Below are 24,267 nucleotides of genomic sequence, written 5' to 3'. Positions count from 1 at the left end.
GCGGGGGTCCGGGGGCAGCGCCCCCGGGGACGGGAAGGGGCGGCGGGGGCGGAGAACTGGCTCAGGCACCCCGGACCGCCACCGACCGAAGACCGGGCCCCCGCCCCCGGCGGACCCGCTAGCTGTCCAGCCCGATGGCGAACGCCGCCTCCAGGTCGTGCTGCGAGTACGTACGGAACGCCACATGCGTGTCGGTCCCCTCCACCCCCGGGATCTTGCTGATCCGGCCGGGAATGACCTCCGCCAGATCCTCGTGCTCACGCACCCGCACCATGGCGATCAGGTCGTACGTACCGGTCACGGAGAACACCTCGCTGACACTGTCCAGCGCGGCGATCTGTTCCGCGATCTCGGGGATCCGGTCCACGCTGGTCTTGATGAGGACGATCGCGGTGATCACGGCTGGTTCTCTCCCTCGGGGGCCGGAGCAGGGGTGGCCTTCACTGTAGTCGCCCCGCCGAAGCACACCCACGCGTAGCCGAAGCCCAGCCCGAACCCGATCAGGTGCGCCAGGTACGCCACCCCCGGCCCCTCGCCCGCCCGCCCCGCCGCCGCCCACTGCAGCGCCGCCCAGAACGGCAGCACCACCCACGCAGGCAGTCGTACCGGCAGGAAGAACAGGAACGGCAGGAGGCTGGTCACCCGGGCCCGGGGGAACAGGAAGAGGAACGCGCCGAGCACCGCCGAGATCGCCCCGGAGGCACCGACCAGGGACCGCTCGGAGTCCGCGTTGGCGGCGGCGTACCCCAGCAGCGCGAGGTAGCCGCACCCGGCGTAGCACAGGGTGAACCGCACCCGGCCCATCCGTGCCTCGGTCATCGCTCCGAAGACGTGGAGGAACAGCATGTTGCCGAGCAGATGCACCCAGCCGCCGTGCACGAACAGCGCCGTGGCGGGGGTGAGGACGGCCCCGGGGGACCCTTCGAACAGGTCTGCGGGAATGACGCCCCAGTGCCGGAAATAGGCCCTCTGCGCCTCCAGCAGCTCCTCCCCGGTGCCGTGGGCCGGACGCAGGCCCGAGGCCGGCCCGATCAGGAAGACCAGGCAGCACAGCACGACGAGGGTGTGGGTCACCGGCGCGGAGGTGCCCCGGATCGCCCCGGCGGCCGACGCGCTCCAGTTGCGGATCATGAACACAGAGCATGACGTAACCGGACGCAACCGCACAGACCGCCTCGCCGCCGTGGACGGGCGGGCGGCGGGGACCCGCCAGGCCGTAGGGTTACGAGCCATACGCACCGGGGATCCGGTGTGTCACGGACACTGGAAGGAAGGCGAACAACCACGATGACGGTTCCTCTGCCGACCGCCTCGACGCGGTGGCGCTGCACCCTCTGCGGCAACCTCACCCGCTTCGACGTGACCCGCTCGTCGAAGGTCGTCGAGTACGTCCACCTCGATCTGGCCGGAGAGCCCAAGGTCGAGGAGCGCGAGGTGCTCGATGAGACCATCGAGTCGGTGCGGTGCCGCTGGTGCAACGCCGTGGATCAGGTGGAACTCGTGGACAGGCCGGGCGCCGGCTCCTGAGCGGGAGCGGACCCGCTGACGGCGACCCCGCACGGGGTCGCACACAGACATTGGGGTGTGACGGATGGTGGAGACCACGGGCGGGGGGCCGCAGGACGGCGCCGCCGAGGTGCTCGACCGTCCGCTGCCCGACGGAGTGCGCCGCCGGGTCGTCCAGATCGTCGCCGACGGCTTCGGCGGCCTCACGGTCGCCGAGCTGCCGGCCCAGCTCCGGCAGTACGCGCGCTTCGCCCCGAACCGCCGCGCCAAGTTCGCCGGCAACGCCATGGCCGCGGCGCTGGAGACCGATCCGGTCTTCCGGCAGCGCATCGGGGAGAAGCTCAGAGAGGCCCAGTCGGAACTGACCGGCGCCCTCGACTCAGGCTCCCCGCCCCCGGCCGCGGACCCGCTCGACGTGGCGGCCGCGGCCTATGTGCTCCGCCCGGCCGGCTGGGTCAAACTGGTGACCGCCGCCGGCGAGGAGGCCCAGCGCGCCGACGCCGAGCGCGCCGACGAGGAGACCAGGGCCGAGCTGGAGCGGCTGCGCGCCGAACTCGGCCGGGCCCGTGAGCACACCAAGTCCGAGACCGAGCGGCTGCGCACCGAACTGGAGTCGGCGAAGAAGGAAGCCGAGTCGCTCCACCGCAAGCTGCGCTCCGCCCTCAGCGACGTCAAGCGCGGCGAGGCCGCCGTGCGCAAGCTGCGGGGCGAGATGGAGGCCGTGCGCGCCGAGGGGCACGCCCAGGTGTCGGCCGCCGAGAGCGAGAGCCGGCGCCTCAAGGCCCGGCTGGGGGAGACCGAGGCCGCGCTGGAGGCCGCCCGCCGGGCCGCCCGGGAGGGCCGCAGCGTGGAGGACATGCGGGTCCGGCTGCTCCTCGACACCGTCCTCGACGCGGCCCAGGGGCTCCGCCGGGAGCTGGCGCTGCCCCCCGTGTCCGTCCGGCCCGCCGAGACCGTGGACGCCGTCGAGCCCGGCCGCATGACCCCGAAGGACATCGCCAACCGCGCGCTGTCCGAGCACGACCCGGCCGTCCTCGACCAGCTGCTGGCGCTGCCGCAGGCCCATCTGGTCGTCGACGGCTACAACGTCACCAAGACCGGCTACCCCCAGATGCCCCTGGAGAAGCAGCGGCTCAGGCTCCTGGGCCAGCTCGCCCAGCTCGCCGCCCAGACCGGCGCCGAGGTGACCTGCGTCTTCGACGGCGCCGAACTGGTCGCGCCGGTGCTGCTCGCGCCGCCGCGCGGGGTGCGGGTGCTGTTCTCCAAGCCGGGCGTCACCGCCGACGAGCTGATCCGCCAGCTGGTGCGCGCCGAGCCGCCGGGGCGGCCCGTCATCGTCGCCTCCACCGACCGCGAGGTCGCCGACGGAGTGGCCCGCGCGGGCGCACGCCCCGTCGCGTCGGCGATGCTGCTCAAGAGGCTTTCCTGATATCTGATCCCCATCCGTACCTCGTGCAACGTACAGGATCTTTGCCCGAATTGACGGAACCGTCACGCAACGTAGCGTCAAAGGGACGTCACCGCAGGTGAGTTCGGGCCAAATAAACGCGCTGTAACGGAGATTTTGTGTCCGGGGATTTGAACTGATCACAAGAGAATCACTAGGGTCTCCCTTCGAACCCTCGCTCGCGCGATCACTCTCGAGAAGGAGCTCGTCTCCGTGGCGTCCCACCGTCGTCCCAAGCAGCCGAGCCGCGCACGCGTCACCGTGCTCACCACCGCTGCCGCAGCCGCTGTCGTCATGAGCTCGCAGGCCGCCAACGCCGCGCCGAGCGAGAAGCCGAGCAAGGACGAGGTCAAGGCCAAGGTCGACAAGCTCTACGAGCAGGCCGAGCAGGCCACCGAGAAGTACAACGGCGCCAAGGAGAAGCAGGAGAAGCTCCAGAAGGAGATCTCCACGATCCAGGACAACGTCGCCAAGGGCCAGCAGGAGCTCAACGAGCTGCGCGACGGCCTCGGTTCGATGGCCAGCGCCCAGTACCGCAGCGGCGGCATCGACCCCTCCGTCCAGCTCTTCCTCTCCGCCGACCCGGACGACTACCTCGACAAGGCGTCCACGCTCGACCAGTTGAGCACCCAGCAGGTCGACGCGCTCAAGGAGATCCAGGAGAAGCAGCGCGAGCTCGCCCAGCAGCGCTCCGAGGCGTCCGAGAAGCTCAAGGACCTCTCCGCCACCCGCACCGAACTGGGCAAGAAGAAGAAGGAAGTCCAGAGCAAGCTCTCCTCCGCGCAGAAGCTGCTCAACACCCTCACCGCCGAGGAGAAGCAGCAGCTCGCCCAGGAGGAGAGCCGCGCCACCCGCGCCAGCGAGCGTGAGGCGCTCAACGTCAACGTCCCGCCCGGTTCCGGCCGCGCCGCCGCCGCCTTCGCCGCCGCCCAGAGCAAGCTCGGCACCCCCTACGTCTACGGCGCCACCGGCCCCTCCTCCTTCGACTGCTCCGGCCTGACCTCCTGGGCCTACGCGCAGGCCGGCGTCGGCATCTCGCGCACCTCCGAGGCCCAGACCAACGACGGCACCAGGATCTACTCGGTGAGCCAGCTCAAGGTCGGCGACCTCGTCTTCTTCTTCAACGACCTGCACCACGTGGGCCTCTACGCGGGCAACGGCCAGATCATCCACGCCCCGCGCACCGGCACCGTCGTGCGCTACGAGTCGATGAACACCATCGGCGGCCCGTTCATGTTCGGCGTCCGCGTCTAGCTGCCGCCGTTCGGGGGATTCCCCGCCGCGCCGATCTTCCCCGCGCCCCGCCTCTGACGCAGGTCACAGGCGGGGCGTCACTGTGTGCGGTCGTCTCGGCCAAGGGTTCGCCCGGCGCCGTGGGGCTACTGTCTGCCGCGTTTCCCTGTCCGCCAGCGGAAGGAGCGCGGCTTCCCGTGGGGTCCCATCGCCGTACCGCACCGTCGTCCGGAACCGACCGGAGCGCCACCGTCGCCCTCGGTCTGCTGTCCGCGGCGGCCACCGCCCTCGCCGCCGTACCGGCCGCGGCCACGCCGTACGACGTCACCCGGGCCGAGGTGGACCGCCTCTACCGGGAGGCCGAGAAGGCGACCGAGGCGTACAACGAGGCCGACGAGCGCGCCGACGGACTGCGCCGGCAGATCGCCACCGCACAGGACGGCATCGCCCGGCAGCAGGCACGCGTCAACACCATGCGGGAGTCGCTGGGTTCGCTCGCCGGCGCCCAGTACCGCTCCGGCGGCCTCGACCCCGCCCTCGCCCTGCTGCTCTCCGACGACCCGGAGGACTACCTCGAGAAGGCCTCCGTACTGGACCGGATCACCGTCCACCAGGCCGCCGAACTGAGGAGACTGAGGAGCGCCCTGCGCTCCCTCGCCCAGGACCGGGCGGAGGCGGCCGGAAAGCTCGGCGCGCTGGAGAGGAGCCGCAAGGCCGTCGCCGCGCACAAGCGGACCGTCGAGCGCAAGCTCACCGAGGCCCGCCGGCTGCTCGACTCCCTCCCGGCCGGCGAACGCGCCGCCTGGGACCGCGCCACCCGCTCCGCACGCGCGGACCTGCTCGGCCCGTCCGGCACGCCCGCCTCGCCCCGCGCGGCGGCCGCCGTCGCCGCCGCCCGCTCCGCCCTCGGCAGGCCCTACGTCTGGGGCGCCGAGGGCCCGTCCGCCTTCGACTGCTCCGGACTGACCCAGTGGTCGTACGCCCAGGCCGGGGTCGCGCTGCCGCGCACCTCGCAGGCCCAGCGGTACGCCGGCCGGCGGGTCCCCCTGTCCGAGGCACGCCCCGGTGACCTGGTCGTCTACCGCTCCGACGCCTCCCACGTCGGGATGTACATGGGCAACGGCCAGGTGATCCACGCGCCCCATCCCGGCGCCCCGGTGCGCTACGACCCGGTCGGCATGATGCCCGTCTCGTCGGTCACCAGGGTCTGACCGCACCGGCCCGGCCCCCGTACCCTCGGGAAGGTGGCTGGTCGAAGGCGGGTGCCGGGTGCGTCGGTGATGGCGCTGTGTCTGCTGCTCGTCTCCCTGGTGGGGTGCGGCGGGGGGTCGGCCGTCGACGCCGTACGCGCGCAGGTGCAGTCCCTCCTCGACCGCCGCGCGGAGGCCGTCCTCGACCGTGACGCCGCCGCGTACGCCCGTACCGGCACCCGGGCCGGGTTCGCCGACCTGCGCGCGGTGCCGCTCGCGGACTGGTCCTACCGCCTCACCGCCCTCGACCGCACCGGTGACACCGCCACCGCCTCCGCCGACCTGAGCTACCGCGTCGAGGGCCACGACCGGTCCCCGGTCATCACCGCCCGCTCCCTGAGCCTGAGCCGGGACCGCGACGGCCGCTGGTCCGTCGACTCCGACCGGCCCGCGAAGAAGTCCGGCCAGCAACTGTGGGACCAGGGCACGGCCCGCGCAGTGCGGGGCGAGCGGAGCCTCGTCCTCGGCGTCGGACAGCCCGACGAGAAACTGCGGGACTACGCCGAACTGGCCGACCGCGCGGTGCCCGCGGTGTCCGACGCGTGGGGCCCGCGCTGGGCCCGGCGCGTGGTCGTCCTCGTCCCGGAGGACCTGGAGGGCATGGCGGGCCTGCTGGGCTCGCCCGCCTCCTCCTACCGGGGGATCGCGGCGGTCACCACCGGCGCCACCGGCGCGGACGGGCGGGCCCCGGCGGACCGGATCATCGTCAACCCGGACGCCTTCGGAATGCTCGGCGACTCGGGCCGGCAGGTCGTCCTCACCCACGAGACCACCCACGTCGCCACCCGCGCCCACACCTCCGCCGCGACCCCGCTGTGGCTGTCCGAGGGGTTCGCCGACTGGGTCGGCTACCGCGACGGCGACCGCGCCCCCGCGGAGGTCGCGCCGGAGCTCGCCTACGCGGTGGGCCGGGGCGAGGTGCCCGCCGGACTGCCGGACGACGAGGACTTCGGCTTCTCCGGCGACGCGGACCACCTCGCCCGCGCCTACGAGAGCGGCTGGCTGGCCTGCCGCCTCATCGCCGACCACTGGGGCGAGGACCGCCTCGACGAGTTCTACCGCGCGGTGGGCACCCACGAACACCGCGAGGGCGCGGTGGAGGCCGCGATGCACCAAGTCCTCGACACGACCCGCGAGGAGTTCACGGCCCAGTGGCAGGAGTACGTGAGAAACGCCCTGAGCTGAGCGAGCCTGCCGCTAGCCGCGGGCAGCCGCGCCGCATCCCCGCCCTCCGCGGGCAGTCGTGCCGCGCATCCCCGCCCTCCGCGGGCAGTCGTGCCGCGCATCCCCGCCCTCCGCGGGCAGTCGTGCCGCGCATCCCCGCCCTCCGCGGGCAGCCGCGCTGCGCATCCCCGCCCTCCGCGGGCAGTCGTGCCGCTGGGGCGGCACGGGTGGGCGCGGACGGCACCCCGCAAGCGCCGGGCCGCGCGAACATCCCCCGGCCCACACCGCCACGGGGCACCCCGCAAAGCGCGCCGGGCCCCGCAGACACCCCGGCCCACGACACACGGCCGCGCACCACCAGAGATCAGGACGAGACCGGCGTCTCGGAGGCGCGGGTCGGCCCAGGCACCGCAGGAACAGCTCGCCGACGGGAAACCGTCGCACACCACAGCACCCGCGCCGCCACGACCGTCGCCCCCACCAGCAGCCCGTTGCGCACAACCAGCAGGGCGATCCCGAGCGAGTCGCTGGCGACCACATGGGCGAACCACACGGGAAACTCCAGCACCGTCACCAACGAAGCCCCCAGCACCAGCCCCACCGCCACCCCCATCCGACTCTCACGGAAACACAGGCACACCGCCCCGAGCCCCACCAGCCACACCATGTACTGCGGACTGATCACCCGGCTCGTCGTCGTGAACAGAAGCACCGCCACGAACGCCGCGTCGGCGACACCGTGCGCCGAGAACCGGACGGCCCTCACCCGCCACAGCACCAGCCACCCCAGCGCGGCCCCGCTCAGCAGCAGCGCCCCCGTGCTCACCCAGCCCACATACGGCCCGAGGAACTCCACCGAGCCGTAGTTGAGCAGCACCTCACCCTCCCAGCCGTGATGCCGCGCCACGTGGAAGACGAGCGCCCCCAGCGACTCCACCTCCGTCCCCCGGTCCCGCTGAAAGGCCAGGAACGCGAACGCCCCCGGCATCAGTACGGCGAACAGGCCGGCCACACCGGCACCGGTCACCGCCGCCGACACCCACGCACCACGCCGCCGCACCGCGAGCAGCAGCAGCGCCGGCCACACCTTCACCAGCGCCCCGAAACCGGCGAGCGCCCCCGCCAGCCGGGGGTACCGGGCGGCCGCCAGCAGCGCGGCCACGGCGACCGCGGTCACCATCACGTCGTAGCGCGCGTACACCGTCGGCCCGAGCAGCGGCACGCCCACCACCCACACCCAGGCACCGCGCGGCGACCGTCCGGGACGACGGCCGGCGTACAGCAGCAGACACAGGGTGACCAGGTCGGCGAGACAGGCCAGGACGAAGAAGGCGGTGGCGTACTCCAGGAACGGCAGCAGGCCGGGGGAGAGGATCGCCAGGGCCGCGGCGGGCGGGTACTGCCAGGTCACGTCGTCCAGCGGGAACGTCCCGGTGCGCAGGACGTCGTACCAGCCCCGGTAGATGACCGACACGTCGCTGGTGACGTCCGGCCCGGGGAAGACGATCACCTTCAGCACGCACAGCAGCAGGGCGGCCCGTGTCAGCCCCCACAGAAGCAGCAGCGGGGCGAGGGAGCCCCGTACGGCCGTCGTCCTCATGTGCTGTGCTCCCTGCCCGTCCGGTGCGCGGTCGTGAGGGGCCATGATGTCCCGGACACCCGTGTACGTGCCACAGAGCGCCGCCGCGGCGAACGGCGCTCCCCCCGTTCGGTAGGGTCGGCGGCGATGCACAAGACCCTGATCGTGACCAACGACTTCCCGCCCCGCCCCGGCGGCATCCAGGCGTTCCTGCACAACATGGCGCTGCGGCTCGACCCGGAGCGGCTCGTCGTCTACGCCTCCACCTGGAAGCGCTCCCGGGAGGGCGTCGAGGCCACCGCCGCCTTCGACGCCGAGCAGCCCTTCACCGTCGTACGCGACCGTACGACGATGCTGCTGCCGACCCCGGCCGCCACCCGGCGGGCCGTCGGGCTGCTGCGCGAGCACGGGTGCACCTCGGTGTGGTTCGGGGCGGCGGCACCGCTCGGGCTGATGGCACCGGCGCTGCGCCGGGCGGGCGCCGAGCGGATCGTGGCCACCACCCACGGCCACGAGGCCGGCTGGGCCCAGCTGCCCGCCGCGCGGCAACTCCTGCGCCGTATCGGGGACTCCACGGACACGATCACCTACCTCGGCGAGTACACGCGCTCCCGCATCGCCGGCGCGCTGACCCCCGAGGCGGCCTCCCGGATGGTGCAACTGCCGCCCGGCGTCGACGAGAAGACCTTCCACCCCGGCTCGGGCGGCGACGAGGTACGGGCCCGGCTCGGGCTGACCGACCGGCCGGTGGTCGTGTGCGTCTCCCGGCTGGTGCCGCGCAAGGGCCAGGACACGCTGATCCGGGCGATGCCGGCGATCCTGGCCGCCGAACCGGACACCGTCCTGCTGATCGTCGGCGGCGGCCCCTACGAGAAGGACCTGCGCCGCCTCGCGCACGACACGGGCGTCGCCGCCTCCGTCCGCTTCACCGGCTCCGTCCCCTGGTCCGAGCTGCCCGCCCACTACGGCGCTGGCGACGTCTTCGCGATGCCGTGCCGCACCCGGCGCGGGGGCCTGGACGTGGAAGGCCTCGGCATCGTCTACCTGGAGGCCTCCGCGACCGGCCTCCCGGTCGTCGCCGGCGACTCCGGCGGCGCCCCCGACGCGGTCCTCGAAGGCGAAACCGGCTGGGTCGTGCCGGGAGATTCGGCCGACCAGACGGCCGACCGCATCACCACCCTCCTCGCCGACGAGGAACTCCGCCGGAGGATGGGCGAGCGGGGCAGGGAATGGGTCGAACAGAAGTGGCGCTGGGACCTGTTGGCCGAGCACCTGAAGAAGCTGCTCTGAAGAGGCTGCTCCGAAAACGCTGCCCCTGAGAACGCCCTCGGGGGCAGCACCCCCAGGGGCGCGGGGAACTGCGCGACAAGCCACAATCAACCCGCACCCGCCCACGGCGCTCAAGGGGCGCCCCGAACCGCGCCCGAGCAGACCCTACTTGGCGTAGATCGCCTCGATCTCGTGGGCGTAGTCCTTGGCGACGACATTCCGCTTCAGCTTCAGCGAAGGCGTCAAGTGCCCCGACTCCTCGGTGAACTGCGCCGGCAGAACCCGGAACTTCCGTACCGACTCCGCCTTGGAGACCGCCGAGTTGCCGTCGTCGACGGCGGTCTGAATCGCCGCGAGCAGATCGGGGTCCTCGCTCAGCGACCCCGCCGTCGACCCCGCCGGCTTCCCGTGCTCCGCGCACCACCGGCCCAGGAACTCCTCGTCGATGGTGACCAGCGCCCCCACGAACGGCCGCCCGTCCCCCACGACCATGCACTCCGCGACCAGCGCGTGCGCCCGGATCCGGTCCTCGATCACCGCGGGGGCGACGTTCTTGCCGCCCGCCGTCACCAGTATCTCCTTCTTGCGGCCGGTGATCCGCAGATAGCCGTCCTCGTCCAGGGTGCCGATGTCCCCGGTGTGGAACCACCCGTCGGCGAGCGCCTCGGCGGTCGCGCCCGGGTTGTTCCAGTACTCCTTGAACAGGTGCTCGCCGTGCAGCAGCACCTCGCCGTCGTCCGCTATCCGGATGACCGAGCCGGGCAGCGGCTGGCCGACCGTGCCGATCTTCTGCCGGTCCCACGGGTTGAACGCGGTGGCCGCGCAGGACTCGGTCAGCCCGTACCCCTCCAGCACGCTGAAGCCGATACCGCGGAAGAAGTGTCCCAGGCGCTCACCCAGCGGGGCGCCACCGGAGATGGCGTACTCGCCGCGCCCGCCCAGCACCGCGCGCAGCTTGCCGTAGACCAGCTTGTCGAACACCTTGTGCTTGATCCTCAGGCCGAGCGACGGCCCGGACGGCGTGTCCAGCGCCCGGCTGTAGGCGATCGCCGTGTCCGCCGCCTTGTCGAAGATCTTGCCCTTGCCGTCGGCCTGCGCCTTGGCCCGCGCCGAGTTGTAGACCTTCTCGAAGACCCGCGGCACGCCCAGGATCAGCGTCGGGCGGAACGCGGCCAGCTCGTCGGTGAGGTTCTTGATGTCGGGCACGCAGCCCAGCCTGATCGGCGCCATCATGGGCGCGATCTGCACCAGCCGCCCGAAGACGTGCGCGAGCGGCAGGAACAGCAGCACCGAGCACTCGCCGGTGCGGAACAGCGGACGCAGCCGCTCCACGATGTTGCCGCACTCGGCGAAGAAGCTGCGGTGGGTGAGCACACAGCCCTTGGGCCGTCCGGTCGTACCGGAGGTGTAGACGATGGTCGCCGGGTCGTCCGCCTTCGCGAACGAGCTGCGCTCCTCGACCGTCGCGTCGTCGACGTCCTGTCCGAGCCGGCCCAGCTCCTTGATCCCGCCGGCCTCGATCTGCCACAGGTTCTTCAGCGCGGGCAGCCGGTCGCGCACGGACTCCACCGTCGCCGCGTGGGCGTCGAGCTCCACGAAGCAGGCGGTGGCGCCGGAGTCGCCGAGGATCCACGCCACCTGCTCCGGCGAGCTGGTCTCGTACACCGGCACGGTGACCGCGCCGGCGCTCCAGATCGCGAAGTCCAGCAGCGTCCACTCGTAGCGGGTGCGGGACATCAGGCCGACCCGGTCGCCCGGCCGCACACCGGCGGCGATCATGCCCTTGGCGGCCGTCCGCACCTCCGCCAGGAAGGCGGTCGCCGTCACGTCCTGCCAGGCCCCACCCACCTTGCGGGCGATGACGGCGACGTCGGGGTGCTGCGCGGCGTTTCTGCGGACGATGTCGGTCAGGTTTCCGTCCGCGGGGACCTCGTACAAAGCCGGAAGGCTGAACTCGCGCAAGACTGCTGCTCCTCTTAGGGCGCCGGCGCCACGACGTTGTGCGATGCGACGGTGCGGTCCAAGGCTCGGGCGGGTGCTCGCGAATTCACATGTTGAAATCCCGAGCACGACTGGACTGCCCGGACGTTACCCGCCGGTATGGCGTCTACGACAGGGGGTCCCGGCGAGATGTTCGCTGCGTCACACAGGTTGGTGTTTCATTGCGCACAGTAGTCCACCCCTTCACCGACGAGCCAGTAACCGCAGGCAGGCCCGCCATTGTTCACGCGGGCCGCACACGCTTACCCTTGATCGCCATGGCATCCACACCAGGCGGAAACCGGCGCACACGCGTCCACGTGGTCAGTGACGTGCACGGCAACGTCCGTGACCTGGCCCGCGCGGGGGAGGGCGCCGACGCCCTGATCTGCCTGGGCGACCTGGTGCTCTTCCTGGACTACGCCGACCACTCGCGCGGCATCTTCCCCGACCTGTTCGGCACCGAGAACGCCGACCTCATCGTGGAGCTGCGCACCGCCCGCCGCTTCGAGGAGGCGCGCGAGTTCCAGCGCCGGCTGTGGGCGGACATCGGCATGGACAAGGCCGCCGCGATCGAGAAGGCGGTGCGCAGGCAGTACGCCGAGCTGTTCGCCGCGTTCCCCACCCCGACGTACGCGACGTACGGCAACGTCGACGTGCCGCCCCTGTGGCAGGAGTACGCGGGTCCCGGCCTGACCGTGCTGGACGGGCAGCGGGTGGAGATCGGCGGCCGGACCTTCGGCTTCGTCGGCGGCGGCCTGCGCACGCCGATGCGCACGCCGTACGAGATCGACGACGAGGAGTACGCGGCGAAGATCGAGGCCGTGGGCGAGGTCGACGTGCTGTGCACGCACATCCCGCCGGAGGTGCCGGAGCTGGTCTACGACACCGTCGCGCGCCGCTTCGAACGCGGCAGCCGTGCCCTGCTGGACGCCATCCGCCGCACCCGGCCCCGCTACTCCCTGTTCGGACACGTCCACCAGCCGCTGGTGCGGCGGATGCGGATCGGCGCCACCGAGTGCGTGAACGTGGGGCACTTCGCGAGCAGCGGGCGGCCCTGGCGGCTGGAATGGTGACGATGTCCCAGGTCGGATGAGTTGCGCCGGCCGGGCGCGCGGTAGCCTTCCGCTGCACGCGCGTGCGCTGTGTGCCCGGCGCACGGCGACGACGACTACCGGCCCGCATCTGGAGGAGCCACGGCGATGGCGGAACACACCAGCTCGAGCATCACGATCGAGGCGGCGGCGGCCGACGTCATGGGAGTGATCGCCGACTTCGCCCGCTACCCGGACTGGACCGGTGAGGTGAAGGAGGCCGAGGTCCTCGCGACCGACGCCGAGGGCCGCGCCGAGCAGGTGCGTCTCGTCATGGACGCCGGCGCGATCAAGGACGACCAGACCCTGGCGTACACCTGGACCGGGCAGCACGAGGTCTCCTGGACCCTGGTGAAGTCCCAGATGCTCCGCTCCCTGGACGGCTCCTACATCCTCACCCCGGCCGCCCCGGGCACGACGGAGGTCACCTACCGTCTGACGGTCGACGTCAAGATCCCCATGCTCGGCATGATCAAGCGCAAGGCGGAGAAGGTCATCATCGACCGGGCCCTGGCAGGCCTGAAGAAGCGAGTGGAGTCGGCCCCGAAGTAGCCCCCGCAACCGCGGACAGCCACGCCCCCGCAACTGCGGGCAGCCACGCCGCCGTAGCTGCGGGCAGTCGTGCCTCCCCCAGTGCCTTAAAGGCCTGGGAGGTACCCCCAGGGCGGCACGGGTGGGCGCAGCGGCACCCCGCGAGCGTGGGCAAGCAAACCCACCCCCGCCCAGCGTCGGTTACCGTTCACCCCCATGCGCACCCTCCTGATCACGGGCCCCGGCGGCAGCGGCCGCACCACGACCGCCGCCGCCACCGCGCTCACCGCGGCCCGCGAGGGTGCCCGCACCCTGCTCCTCGGCACCGACCGCACGGACACCCTGAGCCCCGTACTGGGCACCGAGGCCACCCCCCGCCTCACGGTGAAGCGCGTCGACCCCGACGCGGACTTCCGCACCGACCTCGCCGCCCTCCAGGACCGGGCGGCCTCCGCCCTGGACCTCCTCGGCGCCTCCCGCCTGGAACCCGAGGAGACCACCCCCCTCCCCGGCGCCGAGGAACTCGCCATCCTGCGCGCCCTGCGCGACGCCGCGCCCCCGGAGTCGTACGACCTCCTCGTCGTCGACCTCCCACCCACCCCCCGAGCCCTCTCCCTCCTCGCCCTCCCCGAGGAACTCCGCCGCTACCTGCGCCGCCTCCTCCCGCCCGAACGGCAGGCCGCCCGCGCCCTGCGCCCCGTCCTCGGCCGCCTCGCCGGCGTCCCCATGCCGGCCGAGTGGCTGTACGGCACGGCGGCCCGCCTGGACCGCCGGCTCGCCGCCGTCGAGGCCGTGCTCGCCGACCGCGACACCGTCGTACGGCTGGTCGCCGAACCGGGCCCCGCCGGCGCCGACGCCGTACGCACCGCCACCCTCGGACTCGCCCTGCGCGGCCTGCGCACCGACGCGCTGATCGCGACCCGCGTCCTGCCGGAGAGCGAGGCGGCCGGCTGGCTCGCCGGCCCCGTGGCCCAGCAGCGCAAGACCCTGGACGAGTGGCGCGAGTCGTACGACGTCCACCCCGTCGCCCACCTGGGCCGCGACCCGCGCGGCACCGACGACCTCGCCGCACTCGCCGTACCGGGCGTCACGACGCGCCCCGCCACCGTCGACTGGCCGGTCACCGACCTCCCCCACTCTCGGCTCCGCTCGAGCGGGGGGACCCCCACGGCCGACGACGGCGTCCTCGTCTGGCACATCCCCCTCCCCGGCGCCCGCCGCGACGAACTCGACCTGGTCCGGCGCGGCGACGAGATCGTCGTCACCGCGGGACCGTTCCGCCGCATCGTCCCGCTGCCCTCCGCGCTGCGCCGCTGCACCGTCGCCGGCGCCGCCCTGCGCGAGGACGAGCTGCGCATCCGCTTCCGGCCGGATCCGGCACTGTGGCCGCGCACCCACTGAAGCGACGGCGACCGTTCGGGTACCGTCGAAGGTGCCATCCGTAGTCAGGAGTCCGTCATGAGCGAACAGCTCCCCCCGTCCGACGACGCAGGGGACGAGATCGTCGACAAGCCGGTGGACGACGCACGGGCGGCCGAGACCCACGCCGAGACCCACGCCGACGCCTGGGCGACCGCCGCGGCCGAGGACCTCGAGGCGGAGAAGGCCCGCCGCCGCGCCCAGTACGGACCGCCCCCCGGCTCCGCCGCCGAGGAGCTGAAGAAGCTCGTCGACGCGGTCGCCGACAAACTCTCCGGTCTGCGGTCCCCGCTGTTCGGCGCGGTCGCCGGGCCCGCCGCGCAGCAGGTGGTGCGGCAGGTCGTCCAGCAGGCCAAGGCCGCCGTCGAACCCGTCATCGAACGCAACCCCGACGTCTTCGACCACCTCGCCGCCGCCGGCAACGAACTCCTCGCCGCCTACCGCTCCGCCGTACAGGACCAGGAGCGCCGCTGGACCGCCGGCGAGTCCGACCCCCGCGACCTCGACGAGCGCCGGGACCGGGGCGACGACCCCGGCACCGGCCCCGGCGAACGCATCGACCTGGACTGACACGGTCCTTCGAGGGCCTTGGGCGGGGGCACCCATGATCCCCGCCGGACCGTTCACCGTGCGGACGCCGGACCCCCGACGGCAGCGCCTCGGGTACCGTTGGCGGTAGCGGGGCTCGACCGGAACTGAGGGATTCATGGGACTCACCATCGGCGTCGACATCGGCGGCACGAAGATCGCGGCCGGCGTGGTCGACGAGGAAGGCAACATCCTCTCGACCCACAAGGTGCCGACCCCGGGCACGCCCGAGGGCATCGTGGACGCCATCGCCTCCGCGGTGGAGGGAGCGCGCGCGGGGCACGAGATCGTCGGCGTGGGCATCGGTGCGGCCGGGTACGTCAACCGCCAGCGTTCGACGGTGTACTTCGCGCCCAACATCGACTGGCGCAACGAGCCGCTCAAGGAGAAGGTCGAGGCCCGCACGGGTCTCCCGGTCGTCGTGGAGAACGACGCCAACGCCGCCGCCTGGGGCGAGTACAAGTTCGGCGCGGGCAAGGGCCACCGCAACGTCATCTGCATCACGCTCGGCACCGGCCTCGGCGGCGGTGTGATCATCGGCAACAAGCTGCGCCGCGGCCACTTCGGCGTGGCCGCCGAGTTCGGCCACATCCGCATGGTGCCGGACGGCCTGCTGTGCGGCTGCGGCTCGCAGGGCTGCTGGGAGCAGTACGCCTCCGGCCGCGCCCTCGTCCGCTACGCCAAGCAGCGCGCCAACGCCACCCCCGAGAACGCCGAGACCCTGCTCTCCCTCGGCAACGGCACGCCCGAGGGCATCGAGGGCAAGCACGTCTCCATGGCCGCCCGCCAGGGCGACCGGGTGGCCGTCGACTCCTACCGCGAGCTGGCCCGCTGGGTCGGCGCCGGCCTCGCCGACCTGGCCTCCCTCTTCGACCCCTCCGCGTTCATCGTCGGCGGTGGCCTCTCCGACGAGGGCGAGCTGGTCCTCGGCCCGATCCGCAAGTCCTACAAGCGCTGGCTGGTCGGCGGCAACTGGCGCCCGGTCGCCGAGGTCCTCGGCGCCCAGCTCGGCAACAAGGCGGGCCTGGTGGGCGCGGCGGACCTGGCCCGGGAGCCCGACCCGGTCATGTGACCACCTTCCCCCACACGCACGGCAGCGCCCGCCTGATCCCCTCCGGGACGGCGGGCGCTGCCGTGACCGCCACCGAGGGAATCCCCGGCGGCGGGACCAGGTTGCTCACTGTGACGACGCGACGGACGGCGGTCCGCCGCGGGGAGGGGACGGGAACCGATGAGTCTTCGTCAGTACGAGTACGCCCTGGCCATAGCCGAGGAGGGTTCGGTGACGGCGGCGGCGGAGCGGCTGCACGTCGCCCAGCCGTCGGTGTCCCAGCAGATCCGCGGCCTGGAGCGGGAACTCGGCGTGAAGCTGTTCGCCCGCACACCGACCGGGCTGGTGCCCACCATGGTCGGCCGTGCGTTCCTGCGGGAGGCACAGGTCGCGGTCAGTGCGTCGCGGCGGGCGCGGGCCACGGCGCGGGCCGGCGCCGACGAGCTGGTGGGCGAGCTGGTGGTCGCAGTGCAGATGGGCTTCGGCACACGGCAGTTGCCGCGCGCGCTGGGTGAGCTGCGTCGCCGTTTCCCACAGCTGGAGGTCAGCGTCTTCGAGGAGCCGAGCGCCGCCGAGCTGGACCGGCTGTGCCGCCGGGGCACGCTGGACTTCGCCCTGATGGCGGCGTGCGAGCGGAGCCCCGCCGACGCCCATCACCTCGGCGACGAGGAGCTCGTCGTGGTGCTGGGCGACGGGCACCGGCAGCTGGCCGAGGACCGGGTCGAGCTGTGTGAACTGGGCGGGGAGCCCTGGGTGCGGTTCGACCGCGACAGCACGCTCGACGGCGTACTGCTGAAGGTGCTGCGGGACAACGGTCTGGCCCCGGCCACGGCCGCCCGCGTGTCCCAGGCGGCGACGGCCGTGCGCTGGGCCGCCCACGGGCTGGGGGTGACCCTCGTCCCGGCCTCGGTGGTGCCGCAGGGGTACGGGCACCTCGTGCGCCCGGTGTCCCCGGTCTTGTCCCAGCCCGTCATCGCCGTGGTCCGGCAGGACGCGGGCCCGGCGGAGACGGCCCTGCTCGAACTCCTGCGTCGGGAGACCTGGTCCGAGCCCGGAACCGAGCCCGAGCCCGAGTCCGTGTCCGAACCCATGCCCGAGTTCGAATTCGCTTCCTCCTCCTCCGTGTCCTGACGGCCGGTGCCGGCCCGTGGCGGGGCGCGGCCGGCTCAGAGCTGGGTGTAGCCCCCGTCCACGGCGAGCTCGGTGCCGGCGGTGTACGTGGCGTCGAAGGCGAGGAAGGCGGCCGCCCCGGCGATCTCCTCGGGCGTGCCGAAACGCCGCATCGGATTGTCCGCGACCCGCTCCGCCTTGAACTCTTCAGCCGCCTCCGCCGTCATCGTCCGCTCCAGGATCCCCGTGTCCACGGGACCGGGGCTGACCGCGTTGACACGGATCCCGCGTGACAGCAGGTCGCGGGAGAGGGTGCGGGCCATCGAGCGCAGGGCCGCCTTGCCGGCCGCGTAGACGCTGGTCTCCGGCAGGCCCATGACGTTCGCGGCCGAGGTGGTGAGGACGACGCCGGCGCCCGTGCTCAGCAGCGGGGCGAGTTTCTGCACGGTGAAGAAGGCACCCTTGACGTTGATCGCGAACAGCTGGTCGTAGTCCTCCTCGGTCGTCGACTCGAAGGGCGTCGGGAGCGTGACGCCGGCGTTGATGAACAGGGCGTCGACCGTGCCGAGTTCGTCCTTCACGCGGTCGGCCAGAGCGTCCAGGTCGGACAGCGAGGCCACATCGCCCCGGACGGCCACCGCGTTCTCGCCGAGCCGCTCCCGCGCGGTGTCGAGCGTGGCCCGGGAACGACCGGTGATCGCCACACGCGCTCCGCCGTCCACCAGCAGTCTCGCCGTGGCGAACCCGATCCCGCTGCCGCCGCCCGTGACCACCGCGTTCTTGCCGCTGTATTTACCCATGCCGGAATCCTTCGTTCTGTTCATTGGGAATTGTTTCCGGAATTTCGCCGGCGTCATCCCCTGGGGAATTCGCCGCCGTCCACGACGATATTGCTTCCGGTCAGCCAGCCCGCCCGGTCGGACACGAGGAACAGCACCGCGTGGGCGATGTCGTCGGGCCGGCCGTCGCGTCCCAGCGGCGTGGTGCCGGTGGCGTCGGCGTCCCCGTTCAGGCGCGCCCACTGCTCCCGCGTCGCCTCGCCGCCGGGGGTGGCGGTCCTGCCGGGAGTCACGGTGTTGACCCGGACCCCGGAGGGGGCCAGCTCGGTGGCCAGTCCCCGGCTGTAGTTCTCCAGCGCCGCCTTGGCCGCCGTGTAGTGCAGGAACAGGGGGCCCGGGCTGTACACCGCGGCCGAGGAGATGTGCACGATCACTCCCGAGCGGCGTTCGCGCATCCCCGGTATCAGCAGCGCGTCCAGCCGCACCGCCGCCAGGAGGTTCAGGTCGAGCGCGTTCTGCCACTCCTCGTCGGGGATGGCCGTGGCGCCCTCGTACGCTCGGGCCCCGCCCGTGTTGTCGACCAGGATGTCGACCCCGCCCAGGACCTCCTGCGCGGTCGTGGCGAGCGTTTCGATCCCCGCCCGGGTCTGTACGTCGGCCGCCACGAAGTGGGCGCCCTCGGGTACGGTGCTCGCCGCCGACCGGGCGGTCGTGAGCACCTCGGCCCCCGCGTCCAGGAGCCGGCGCACGACGGCGGCTCCGATTCCGCGAGAGCCACCCGTCACCAGGGCCCGCTTTCCCGAGAGTTCCCGAATTCCCGATCCGTTCTCGATTGTGCTCATTCCACCGGACCTCTCGATCGCGTAATTGATGATTCACGGTAGGCCTGGAAAAGAGCGAGAGGCAAAGACGAAATATGAGCAGGGGGTATAGGGGATGCCTATGGCACCACCTACAGCCCTTCCGCTGCCGACGCGACTTCCTCGTACGAGTGGAGTGCCGACCTGCTTCACCGCATGCCGGTCGGCGTATCTTGATCCGCATGGCGACGACTCCGCTGCTGCCCGACTCCCGTACCGAGTCCGACGGTTCGGCCGTCATCCGGGTGCTGAGCTACAACATCCGTTCGATGCGCGACGACACCGGCGCCCTCGCCCGGGTGATCACCGCCTGCGCTCCCGATCTGGTCCTGCTCCAGGAGGCGCCGCGGTTCTTCCGCTGGCGCAAGAAGCTCGCCCGGCTCGCCTCGGAGACGGGCCTCGTCATCCTCTCCGGGGGTGCCACCGCCGCCGGGCCCGCGCTGCTGTGCTCACTGCGGGCGACCGTCGAGCGCACCGAGGACGTGCTGCTGCCGCTCACCCCCGGGCAGCACCGGCGCGGGTTCGCCACCGCCGTCGTACGGTTCGGGGGTGCCCGGATCGGCGTGCTGAGCTGTCATCTCTCCCTGGAGCGGAACGAGCGGTACGAGCAGGGCGGCATGCTCCTGGACCGGCTCGCCAGGATGGGCGTCGAGCACGCGGTCGCGGGCGGGGACGTGAACGAGCGGCCGGGCGGGCGGACCTTCCGGCGACTGGCCGAATCCCTCACCGACTGCCGGGCCGCCGCTCCCTGGGGCGGTGAGCACACCTGGGTCCGTGACGAACCGCAGCGGCGGATCGACGCGCTCTTCGTCACCAAGGGCGTCGAGGTGCTGGGCTGCGGGGTTCCGCTCGGGCAGCCCGGGGTGAGCGCGGCGGACCTGAGGGCGGCCACGGACCACCTTCCGGTCCTGGCCGCCCTCCGGATCCCCGCCGTGTAGAACAGGATCCCCGCCGCGTGGAACAGCCGCGTGGAAGCGGTCAGACCACCGCGCCCCGCCCCGGATCGTCGTCGTCCTCGTCGTCCGTGCGCATGCGCATCACCAGTGTGGCGAAGCCGCCCAGGAAGCCGCCGATGCACACGGTGGTCAGCCACCAGGTCATCTCCCAGCCGAGCAGGATCGCCAGCAGGAGCAGGACCGGGCCGCCGAGCACTCCCAGCCAGGCGAACTTCGACGTGACGTCGGAGTCCGGCAGCGGGGGCGGTTCCGGCGGGACGAAGTGGCCCTCGTCGGTCTCGTCGAGGTCGTCGTCCGAGGGCTCGGCCACGCTGTAGTCGCGCGGGCCGCCGACGCCGGGGGCGAAGGAGACGGAGCCGCCCAGCGGCTTGGCCGGCTTGTCCTCGGCCTTGACGGGGGACTCGGCCTTCGCCTCGTCGTCGTTCGTCTCGGGCTCCAGCAGCGCCAGGTCCTCGACGGACTTGAACGGCTTGGCGCCCGGCGGGTCCGGCGGCTCCTCGCCGTACCCGGCGACGATCGCCTCCCACGCGGCGGCCTCGTCGAAGGGAACGCCCTTCTCCTCCGGCTCGCGGCCTTCACGGCCCTCGCGGTCCTCGCGGTCCGAGTCGTGCTCAGCCACCTGCGGTCGTCCCTTCCTTGCCGAGACCGGGCTCCTTGACGGCGCCGGGTGCGAGCCGGCCGATGAACGCGGTGCTCTCCTGGAAGATCCGCTCCGCGTCGTAGTCCAACGTCGCCACGTGGTAGCTCTGTTCCAGCAGGATCTCCGTGACGTCCGTCGACGACACCCGGCCGAGGATCCGCGCCGAGTCCGCGGGCGGCACCACATGGTCCTGGGGGCTGCGCAGCAGGAGCAACGGCTGGGTGACCCGGGGCAGCTCGCCGTCGACGAGCCGGAAGAAGTTCCGCAGGGAGTGCGCCGCGTGCAGCGGCACCCGGTCGTAGCCGAGCTCCCTGTTCAGCGGCTTCGCGATGTCGCTCGCGATGCCCTTCGTCGCGGGGACGAGATGGCGCAGCACCGGAAGGGCGTGCGCGGCCACCCCGTGCACCTTGTTCGCGGGGTTGACGACCACGACCCCGCTCACGGTGTCCCCGTGCCGCGCGGCCAGTCGCAGCGCCAGCGCGCCGCCCATCGACAGACCGGCGACGAACACCCGCTCGTGGCGGTCCCGCAGCAGCCGCAGCTCGCGGTCCACCTCCGCGTACCAGTCCTGCCAGCCGGTGACCCCGAGGTCCTGCCAGCGGGTGCCGTGCCCGGGCAGCAGCGGCAGCGAGACGGTCAGGCCGCGGGCGGCGAGGTGCTTCGCCCAGGGGCGCAGCGACTGCGGTGAACCGGTGAAGCCGTGGCAGAGGAGGACGGCGGTCTCCCCGCCCTCGTGGCGGAACGGCTCGGCTCCGGTCAGGAGCGGCACCTTCGGCCTCCTGTTCGTAGGAAGGTCACGATGATCGCGGCAGGCGCCGCACACGGGTTGCAGGACCTTCACCGTACGCGACCGCACTGACACCGACCAGGGCCGTCGGGGCCTTTGGCCGCGCTCCGGGATATGGTCTGACGAACACGCACAGGAGGCACTCGGTTGTTGTACGGCACGATGAAGGTCGCCATCGGAGGGCCGCTGAAGCTCGCCTTCAGGCCCTGGGTGGAGGGCCGGGAGAACATCCCCGCCGAGGGCCCGGCCATCCTGGCCAGCAACCACCTGTCGTTCTCCGACTCCTTCTTCCTGCCGTCCGTACTGGACCGCAAGGTCACCTTCATCGCCAAGGCCGAGTACTTCACCACGCCGGGCGTGAAGGGCCGGCTGACGGCCGCCTTCTTCAAGGGCGTGGGCCAGCTCCCGGTGGACCGCTCCGGCGCGCGCGGCGCGGGCGAGGCGGCGATCAAGAGCGGCATCGAGGTCATCGAGCGCGGCGAGCTGTTCGGCATCTACCCGGAGGGCACCCGCTCGCCCGACGGCCGCCTCTACCGCGGCAAGCCGGGCGGCCTCGCACGCGTGGCGCTGGCCACCGGGGCGCCCGTGATCCCGGTCGCCATGATCGACACGGAGAAGATCCAGCCGCCCGGACAGGTCATGCCGAAGCTGATGCGGCCCGGCATCCGGATCGGCAGGCCGCTGGACTTCAGCCGCTACCAGGGCATGGAGCACGACCGCTTCGTGCTCCGCGCGGTGACCGACGAGGTCATGTACGAAATCATGAAGCTGTCCGGCCAGGAGTACGTCGACATGTACGCCACCGCCATGAAACGGCAGCTCTCGGAGGCGGCCAAGGCCGAGAAGGAAGCGGAGCGGGCGGCGAAGGCCGCGCTCGCCCGCGCGGAGAAGGAACAGGCCGAGAAGCTGAGGGCCACGATGGAGCAGGACGGCCGGGAGCGGTAGAACGGGCGACGGCCCGGCCCCCGGACGGGGCGCGGAGGGGGAGTGGGGGACATGGCCAGGCGCGAGCGAGTCATGCGCATGTCGGTCGAGCAGCCGCTGTGGCGTGCCCTCACCGGCTACCGGGTCCTCACCCTCGTGTACGCGATCGGCCTGTTCGCCACCGCCCACGAGGAGTTCCCCCGCCCCTGGCTGGCCGTCGGCTACTTCGCCGTCCTCGCGGTGTGGACCCTGGCCACCCTGCCCAGGACCGCGAGTGCCGCCGCCTGCACCAAGCGCTTCCTCACCGCCGACCTGACCATCGCGCTCGTCGGCATCCTGCTCACGCCCGTCGCCGACGCGCCCGCACGCGTCGAGGCGGGCGGCCCGACCCTGCCGTCGATCTGGACCGCCGGCTCGGTGCTCGCCTTCGCCGTCAAGGGCGGCTGGCGCTGGGCGGCCCTCGCCTCCACCCTCGTCGCCGTCGCCAACCTGATCGAGCGCGGCAACCCCGCCCGCGACACCGTGCACAACGTGATGCTCGTCTGGGTCGCCTCCATCGCCATCGGGTACGTCGTCGAGGTCGCCCGCGCCTCCGAGCGCACCCTCGCCCGCGCCCTGGAGATCGAGGCCGCGACCAGGGAGCGGGAGCGCCTCGCGCGGGACATCCACGACAGCGTGCTCCAGGTGCTGGCCATGGTGCAGCGCCGGGGCGCGGTCATCGGCGGCGAGGCCGCAGAACTGGGCCGGCTGGCGGGCGAGCAGGAGATCGCCCTGCGCACCCTGGTCTCCGGCGGGCTCGTCCCCGTCTCCCGGGCCTCGGAGGACACCGCCGAGGGCGCCGTCGTACGGGCCGTGGACGAGGACGACACCGGGGACGACGGGCCGGTCGACCTGCGCACCCTGCTCGCCCCCTACGCCGGCTCCCTGGTCAGCCTCGCCGAGCCCGGAGCGCCGGTCCGGCTCGCACCGGCCGCCGCGCGGGAGGTCGCCGCCGCCGTCGGGGCCGCCCTGGACAACGTCCGCAAGCACGCCGGGGAGCGGGCGCGCGCCTGGATCCTGGTCGAGGACGAACCGGACGAGGTGATCGTCACCGTCCGCGACGACGGACCCGGCATCCCCGAGGGCCGGCTCGCCCAGGCCGAGGGCGAGGGCCGGCTCGGCGTGGCCCTGTCCATCCGGGGCCGGCTGCGCGACCTCGGCGGCAGCGCGGACCTGATCTCGGTGCCGGGGCAGGGCACGGAGGTCGAACTGAAGGTGCCCAAGGACGAGCGGGAAGCGGACGACCCGCGGGGGAAGGCGGAACAGCGATGACGGACAGCACCGGGGAGCACAAGGACCACGGGGGTCATGGAGACCACGGGGCCCCGATCAGGGTCATGGTGGTCGACGACCACCCCATGTGGCGCGACGCCGTCGCCCGCGACCTGTCCGAGTCCGGCTTCGAGGTCGTCGCCACCGCCGGCGACGGCGACCAGGCGGTGCGCCGCGCCAAGGCCGCCGCGCCCGGCGTCCTCGTCCTCGACCTGAACCTGCCCGGCAAGCCCGGCGTCCAGGTCTGCAAGGAGGTCGTCGCCGCGAACCCCGCCGTCCGGGTGCTGGTGCTCTCGGCGAGCGGCGAGCACGCCGACGTCCTGGAGGCCGTCAAGTCCGGCGCCACCGGCTACCTGCTGAAGTCCGCCTCCACCGAGGAGCTGCGGGACGCGGTGCGCCGTACGGCGGCCGGCGACCCGGTGTTCACCCCGGGCCTGGCCGGACTGGTCCTCGGCGAGTACCGCCGCCTCGCCTCCGAACCGGCCGGACCCGCCCCCGCCGGCGGCGAACCGGGCGCGCCCCGGCTGACCGACCGCGAGACCGAGGTGCTGCGCCTGGTCGCCAAGGGCCTCAGCTACAAGCAGATCGCCGAACGGCTCGTCATCTCCCACCGCACCGTGCAGAACCACGTGCAGAACACCCTCGGCAAGCTCCAACTGCACAACCGCGTCGAGCTCGTCCGCTACGCCATAGAGCGCGGCCTCGACGACGAGTAGCACGAGCAGGACGAGCGGCACGGACAGACGGCCCTTCAGGTGTGCCCGTACGGCCCAGGCGCACCCTCCGGGG

The 24,267-nt window shown here is 72.7% G+C and carries 24 protein-coding genes; 16 read left to right on the top strand and 8 right to left on the bottom strand.

Annotated elements, in window-relative coordinates:
* Positions 1-118: 118 nt before the first annotated feature.
* Together ACZ62B_RS31280 and ACZ62B_RS31275 are read right to left on the bottom strand one after the other, a co-directional pair.
* On the bottom strand, positions 119-400 hold the full coding sequence (locus ACZ62B_RS31280) for an Lrp/AsnC family transcriptional regulator (protein ID WP_006136621.1): 282 nt from the start codon (positions 398-400) through the stop codon (positions 119-121).
* Positions 397-1,131: a rhomboid family intramembrane serine protease gene (locus ACZ62B_RS31275; RefSeq protein WP_468889734.1), complete on the bottom strand. Its 735-nt coding sequence runs from the start codon at positions 1,129-1,131 to the stop codon at positions 397-399. Before ACZ62B_RS31275 ends, ACZ62B_RS31280 begins: the two co-directional genes overlap by 4 nt.
* Before the next feature lie 156 nt (positions 1,132-1,287).
* Between ACZ62B_RS31275 and ACZ62B_RS31270 the strand changes: the two genes are divergently transcribed.
* The 5 genes from ACZ62B_RS31270 to ACZ62B_RS31250 all read left to right on the top strand — a co-directional run bounded on the left by ACZ62B_RS31270 (position 1,288) and on the right by ACZ62B_RS31250 (position 6,621).
* Positions 1,288-1,527 carry a hypothetical protein gene (locus ACZ62B_RS31270; RefSeq protein WP_073936621.1) on the top strand — a complete coding sequence of 80 codons (240 nt, stop codon included), beginning with the start codon at positions 1,288-1,290 and terminating at the stop codon, positions 1,525-1,527.
* Positions 1,528-1,591: 64 nt separating this feature from the next.
* Complete coding sequence (locus ACZ62B_RS31265; protein ID WP_468722883.1) at positions 1,592-2,935, top strand: NYN domain-containing protein; 1,344 nt, start codon at positions 1,592-1,594, stop codon at positions 2,933-2,935.
* A 231-nt stretch (positions 2,936-3,166) separates the two neighbouring features.
* On the top strand, positions 3,167-4,207 hold the full coding sequence (locus ACZ62B_RS31260; protein ID WP_344556057.1) for a C40 family peptidase: 1,041 nt from the start codon (positions 3,167-3,169) through the stop codon (positions 4,205-4,207).
* 176 nt (positions 4,208-4,383) lie between these two features.
* Complete coding sequence (locus tag ACZ62B_RS31255; protein ID WP_344556055.1) at positions 4,384-5,397, top strand: C40 family peptidase; 1,014 nt, start codon at positions 4,384-4,386, stop codon at positions 5,395-5,397.
* Positions 5,398-5,430: 33 nt separating this feature from the next.
* On the top strand, positions 5,431-6,621 hold the full coding sequence (locus ACZ62B_RS31250; protein WP_469692946.1) for a hypothetical protein: 1,191 nt from the start codon (positions 5,431-5,433) through the stop codon (positions 6,619-6,621).
* A gap of 343 nt (positions 6,622-6,964) precedes the next feature.
* Here the strand turns inward: ACZ62B_RS31250 and ACZ62B_RS31245 are convergent, their stop codons facing one another.
* Entirely contained in the window at positions 6,965-8,200 is a 1,236-nt protein-coding gene (locus tag ACZ62B_RS31245; RefSeq protein WP_469692944.1) for a glycosyltransferase 87 family protein, read from the bottom strand.
* 126 nt (positions 8,201-8,326) lie between these two features.
* Between ACZ62B_RS31245 and ACZ62B_RS31240 the strand changes: the two genes are divergently transcribed.
* Positions 8,327-9,469: a glycosyltransferase family 4 protein gene (locus ACZ62B_RS31240; RefSeq protein ID WP_468722891.1), complete on the top strand. Its 1,143-nt coding sequence runs from the start codon at positions 8,327-8,329 to the stop codon at positions 9,467-9,469.
* A 144-nt stretch (positions 9,470-9,613) separates the two neighbouring features.
* Here the strand turns inward: ACZ62B_RS31240 and ACZ62B_RS31235 are convergent, their stop codons facing one another.
* Positions 9,614-11,410 (bottom strand): AMP-dependent synthetase/ligase, encoded by a 1,797-nt coding sequence (locus ACZ62B_RS31235; protein ID WP_469692942.1) that lies wholly within the window; start codon positions 11,408-11,410, stop codon positions 9,614-9,616.
* Positions 11,411-11,706: 296 nt separating this feature from the next.
* Here ACZ62B_RS31235 and ACZ62B_RS31230 point away from each other — a divergent pair, with 296 nt between their 5' ends.
* The 6 genes from ACZ62B_RS31230 to ACZ62B_RS31205 all read left to right on the top strand — a co-directional run bounded on the left by ACZ62B_RS31230 (position 11,707) and on the right by ACZ62B_RS31205 (position 17,242).
* Positions 11,707-12,504 carry a metallophosphoesterase family protein gene (locus ACZ62B_RS31230; RefSeq protein WP_344556045.1) on the top strand — a complete coding sequence of 266 codons (798 nt, stop codon included), beginning with the start codon at positions 11,707-11,709 and terminating at the stop codon, positions 12,502-12,504.
* A 126-nt stretch (positions 12,505-12,630) separates the two neighbouring features.
* Positions 12,631-13,074 carry an SRPBCC family protein gene (locus ACZ62B_RS31225; protein WP_344556043.1) on the top strand — a complete coding sequence of 148 codons (444 nt, stop codon included), beginning with the start codon at positions 12,631-12,633 and terminating at the stop codon, positions 13,072-13,074.
* A 195-nt stretch (positions 13,075-13,269) separates the two neighbouring features.
* On the top strand, positions 13,270-14,454 hold the full coding sequence (locus tag ACZ62B_RS31220; RefSeq protein WP_469692940.1) for an ArsA family ATPase: 1,185 nt from the start codon (positions 13,270-13,272) through the stop codon (positions 14,452-14,454).
* A 57-nt stretch (positions 14,455-14,511) separates the two neighbouring features.
* Positions 14,512-15,042: a DUF5304 domain-containing protein gene (locus ACZ62B_RS31215; RefSeq protein WP_344556039.1), complete on the top strand. Its 531-nt coding sequence runs from the start codon at positions 14,512-14,514 to the stop codon at positions 15,040-15,042.
* Positions 15,043-15,178: 136 nt separating this feature from the next.
* Positions 15,179-16,132, top strand: coding sequence for an ROK family glucokinase (locus ACZ62B_RS31210; protein ID WP_073936609.1), 954 nt, complete (start codon positions 15,179-15,181; stop codon positions 16,130-16,132).
* Between the two features lie 159 nt (positions 16,133-16,291).
* Positions 16,292-17,242, top strand: a complete 951-nt coding sequence (locus tag ACZ62B_RS31205; RefSeq protein WP_469692939.1) for a LysR family transcriptional regulator — start codon at positions 16,292-16,294, stop codon at positions 17,240-17,242.
* Between the two features lie 35 nt (positions 17,243-17,277).
* Here ACZ62B_RS31205 and ACZ62B_RS31200 read toward each other — a convergent pair whose 3' ends face one another.
* Positions 17,278-18,021 carry an SDR family oxidoreductase gene (locus ACZ62B_RS31200; protein WP_344556036.1) on the bottom strand — a complete coding sequence of 248 codons (744 nt, stop codon included), beginning with the start codon at positions 18,019-18,021 and terminating at the stop codon, positions 17,278-17,280.
* A gap of 53 nt (positions 18,022-18,074) precedes the next feature.
* Entirely contained in the window at positions 18,075-18,842 is a 768-nt protein-coding gene (locus tag ACZ62B_RS31195) for an SDR family oxidoreductase (RefSeq protein WP_469692937.1), read from the bottom strand.
* Positions 18,843-19,042: 200 nt separating this feature from the next.
* On the opposite strand from ACZ62B_RS31195, the gene ACZ62B_RS31190 reads away from it, so the two are divergent.
* Positions 19,043-19,798, top strand: a complete 756-nt coding sequence (locus ACZ62B_RS31190; protein ID WP_344556023.1) for an endonuclease/exonuclease/phosphatase family protein — start codon at positions 19,043-19,045, stop codon at positions 19,796-19,798.
* A gap of 40 nt (positions 19,799-19,838) precedes the next feature.
* Here the strand turns inward: ACZ62B_RS31190 and ACZ62B_RS31185 are convergent, their stop codons facing one another.
* Positions 19,839-20,435 (bottom strand): hypothetical protein, encoded by a 597-nt coding sequence (locus ACZ62B_RS31185; protein ID WP_469692935.1) that lies wholly within the window; start codon positions 20,433-20,435, stop codon positions 19,839-19,841.
* The gene (locus ACZ62B_RS31180; protein ID WP_073936601.1) at positions 20,428-21,225 is read right to left on the bottom strand and encodes an alpha/beta hydrolase; all 798 of its coding nucleotides are present in this window, start codon (positions 21,223-21,225) and stop codon (positions 20,428-20,430) included. Before ACZ62B_RS31180 ends, ACZ62B_RS31185 begins: the two co-directional genes overlap by 8 nt.
* Positions 21,226-21,405: 180 nt before the next feature.
* On the opposite strand from ACZ62B_RS31180, the gene ACZ62B_RS31175 reads away from it, so the two are divergent.
* The 3 genes from ACZ62B_RS31175 to ACZ62B_RS31165 are packed head-to-tail and all read left to right on the top strand — an operon-like array spanning position 21,406 to position 24,194.
* Positions 21,406-22,188 (top strand): lysophospholipid acyltransferase family protein, encoded by a 783-nt coding sequence (locus ACZ62B_RS31175; protein ID WP_344556102.1) that lies wholly within the window; start codon positions 21,406-21,408, stop codon positions 22,186-22,188.
* Between the two features lie 51 nt (positions 22,189-22,239).
* Complete coding sequence (gene macS / locus ACZ62B_RS31170) at positions 22,240-23,478, top strand: MacS family sensor histidine kinase (protein WP_344556018.1); 1,239 nt, start codon at positions 22,240-22,242, stop codon at positions 23,476-23,478.
* Positions 23,475-24,194: a response regulator transcription factor gene (locus ACZ62B_RS31165; RefSeq protein WP_344556016.1), complete on the top strand. Its 720-nt coding sequence runs from the start codon at positions 23,475-23,477 to the stop codon at positions 24,192-24,194. Before macS ends, ACZ62B_RS31165 begins: the two co-directional genes overlap by 4 nt.
* Positions 24,195-24,267: the final 73 nt, after the last annotated feature.

It is taken from the genome of Streptomyces sp. NPDC053426 (assembly GCF_055585405.1).
This window is presented reverse-complemented; position numbering and strand designations above follow the sequence as displayed.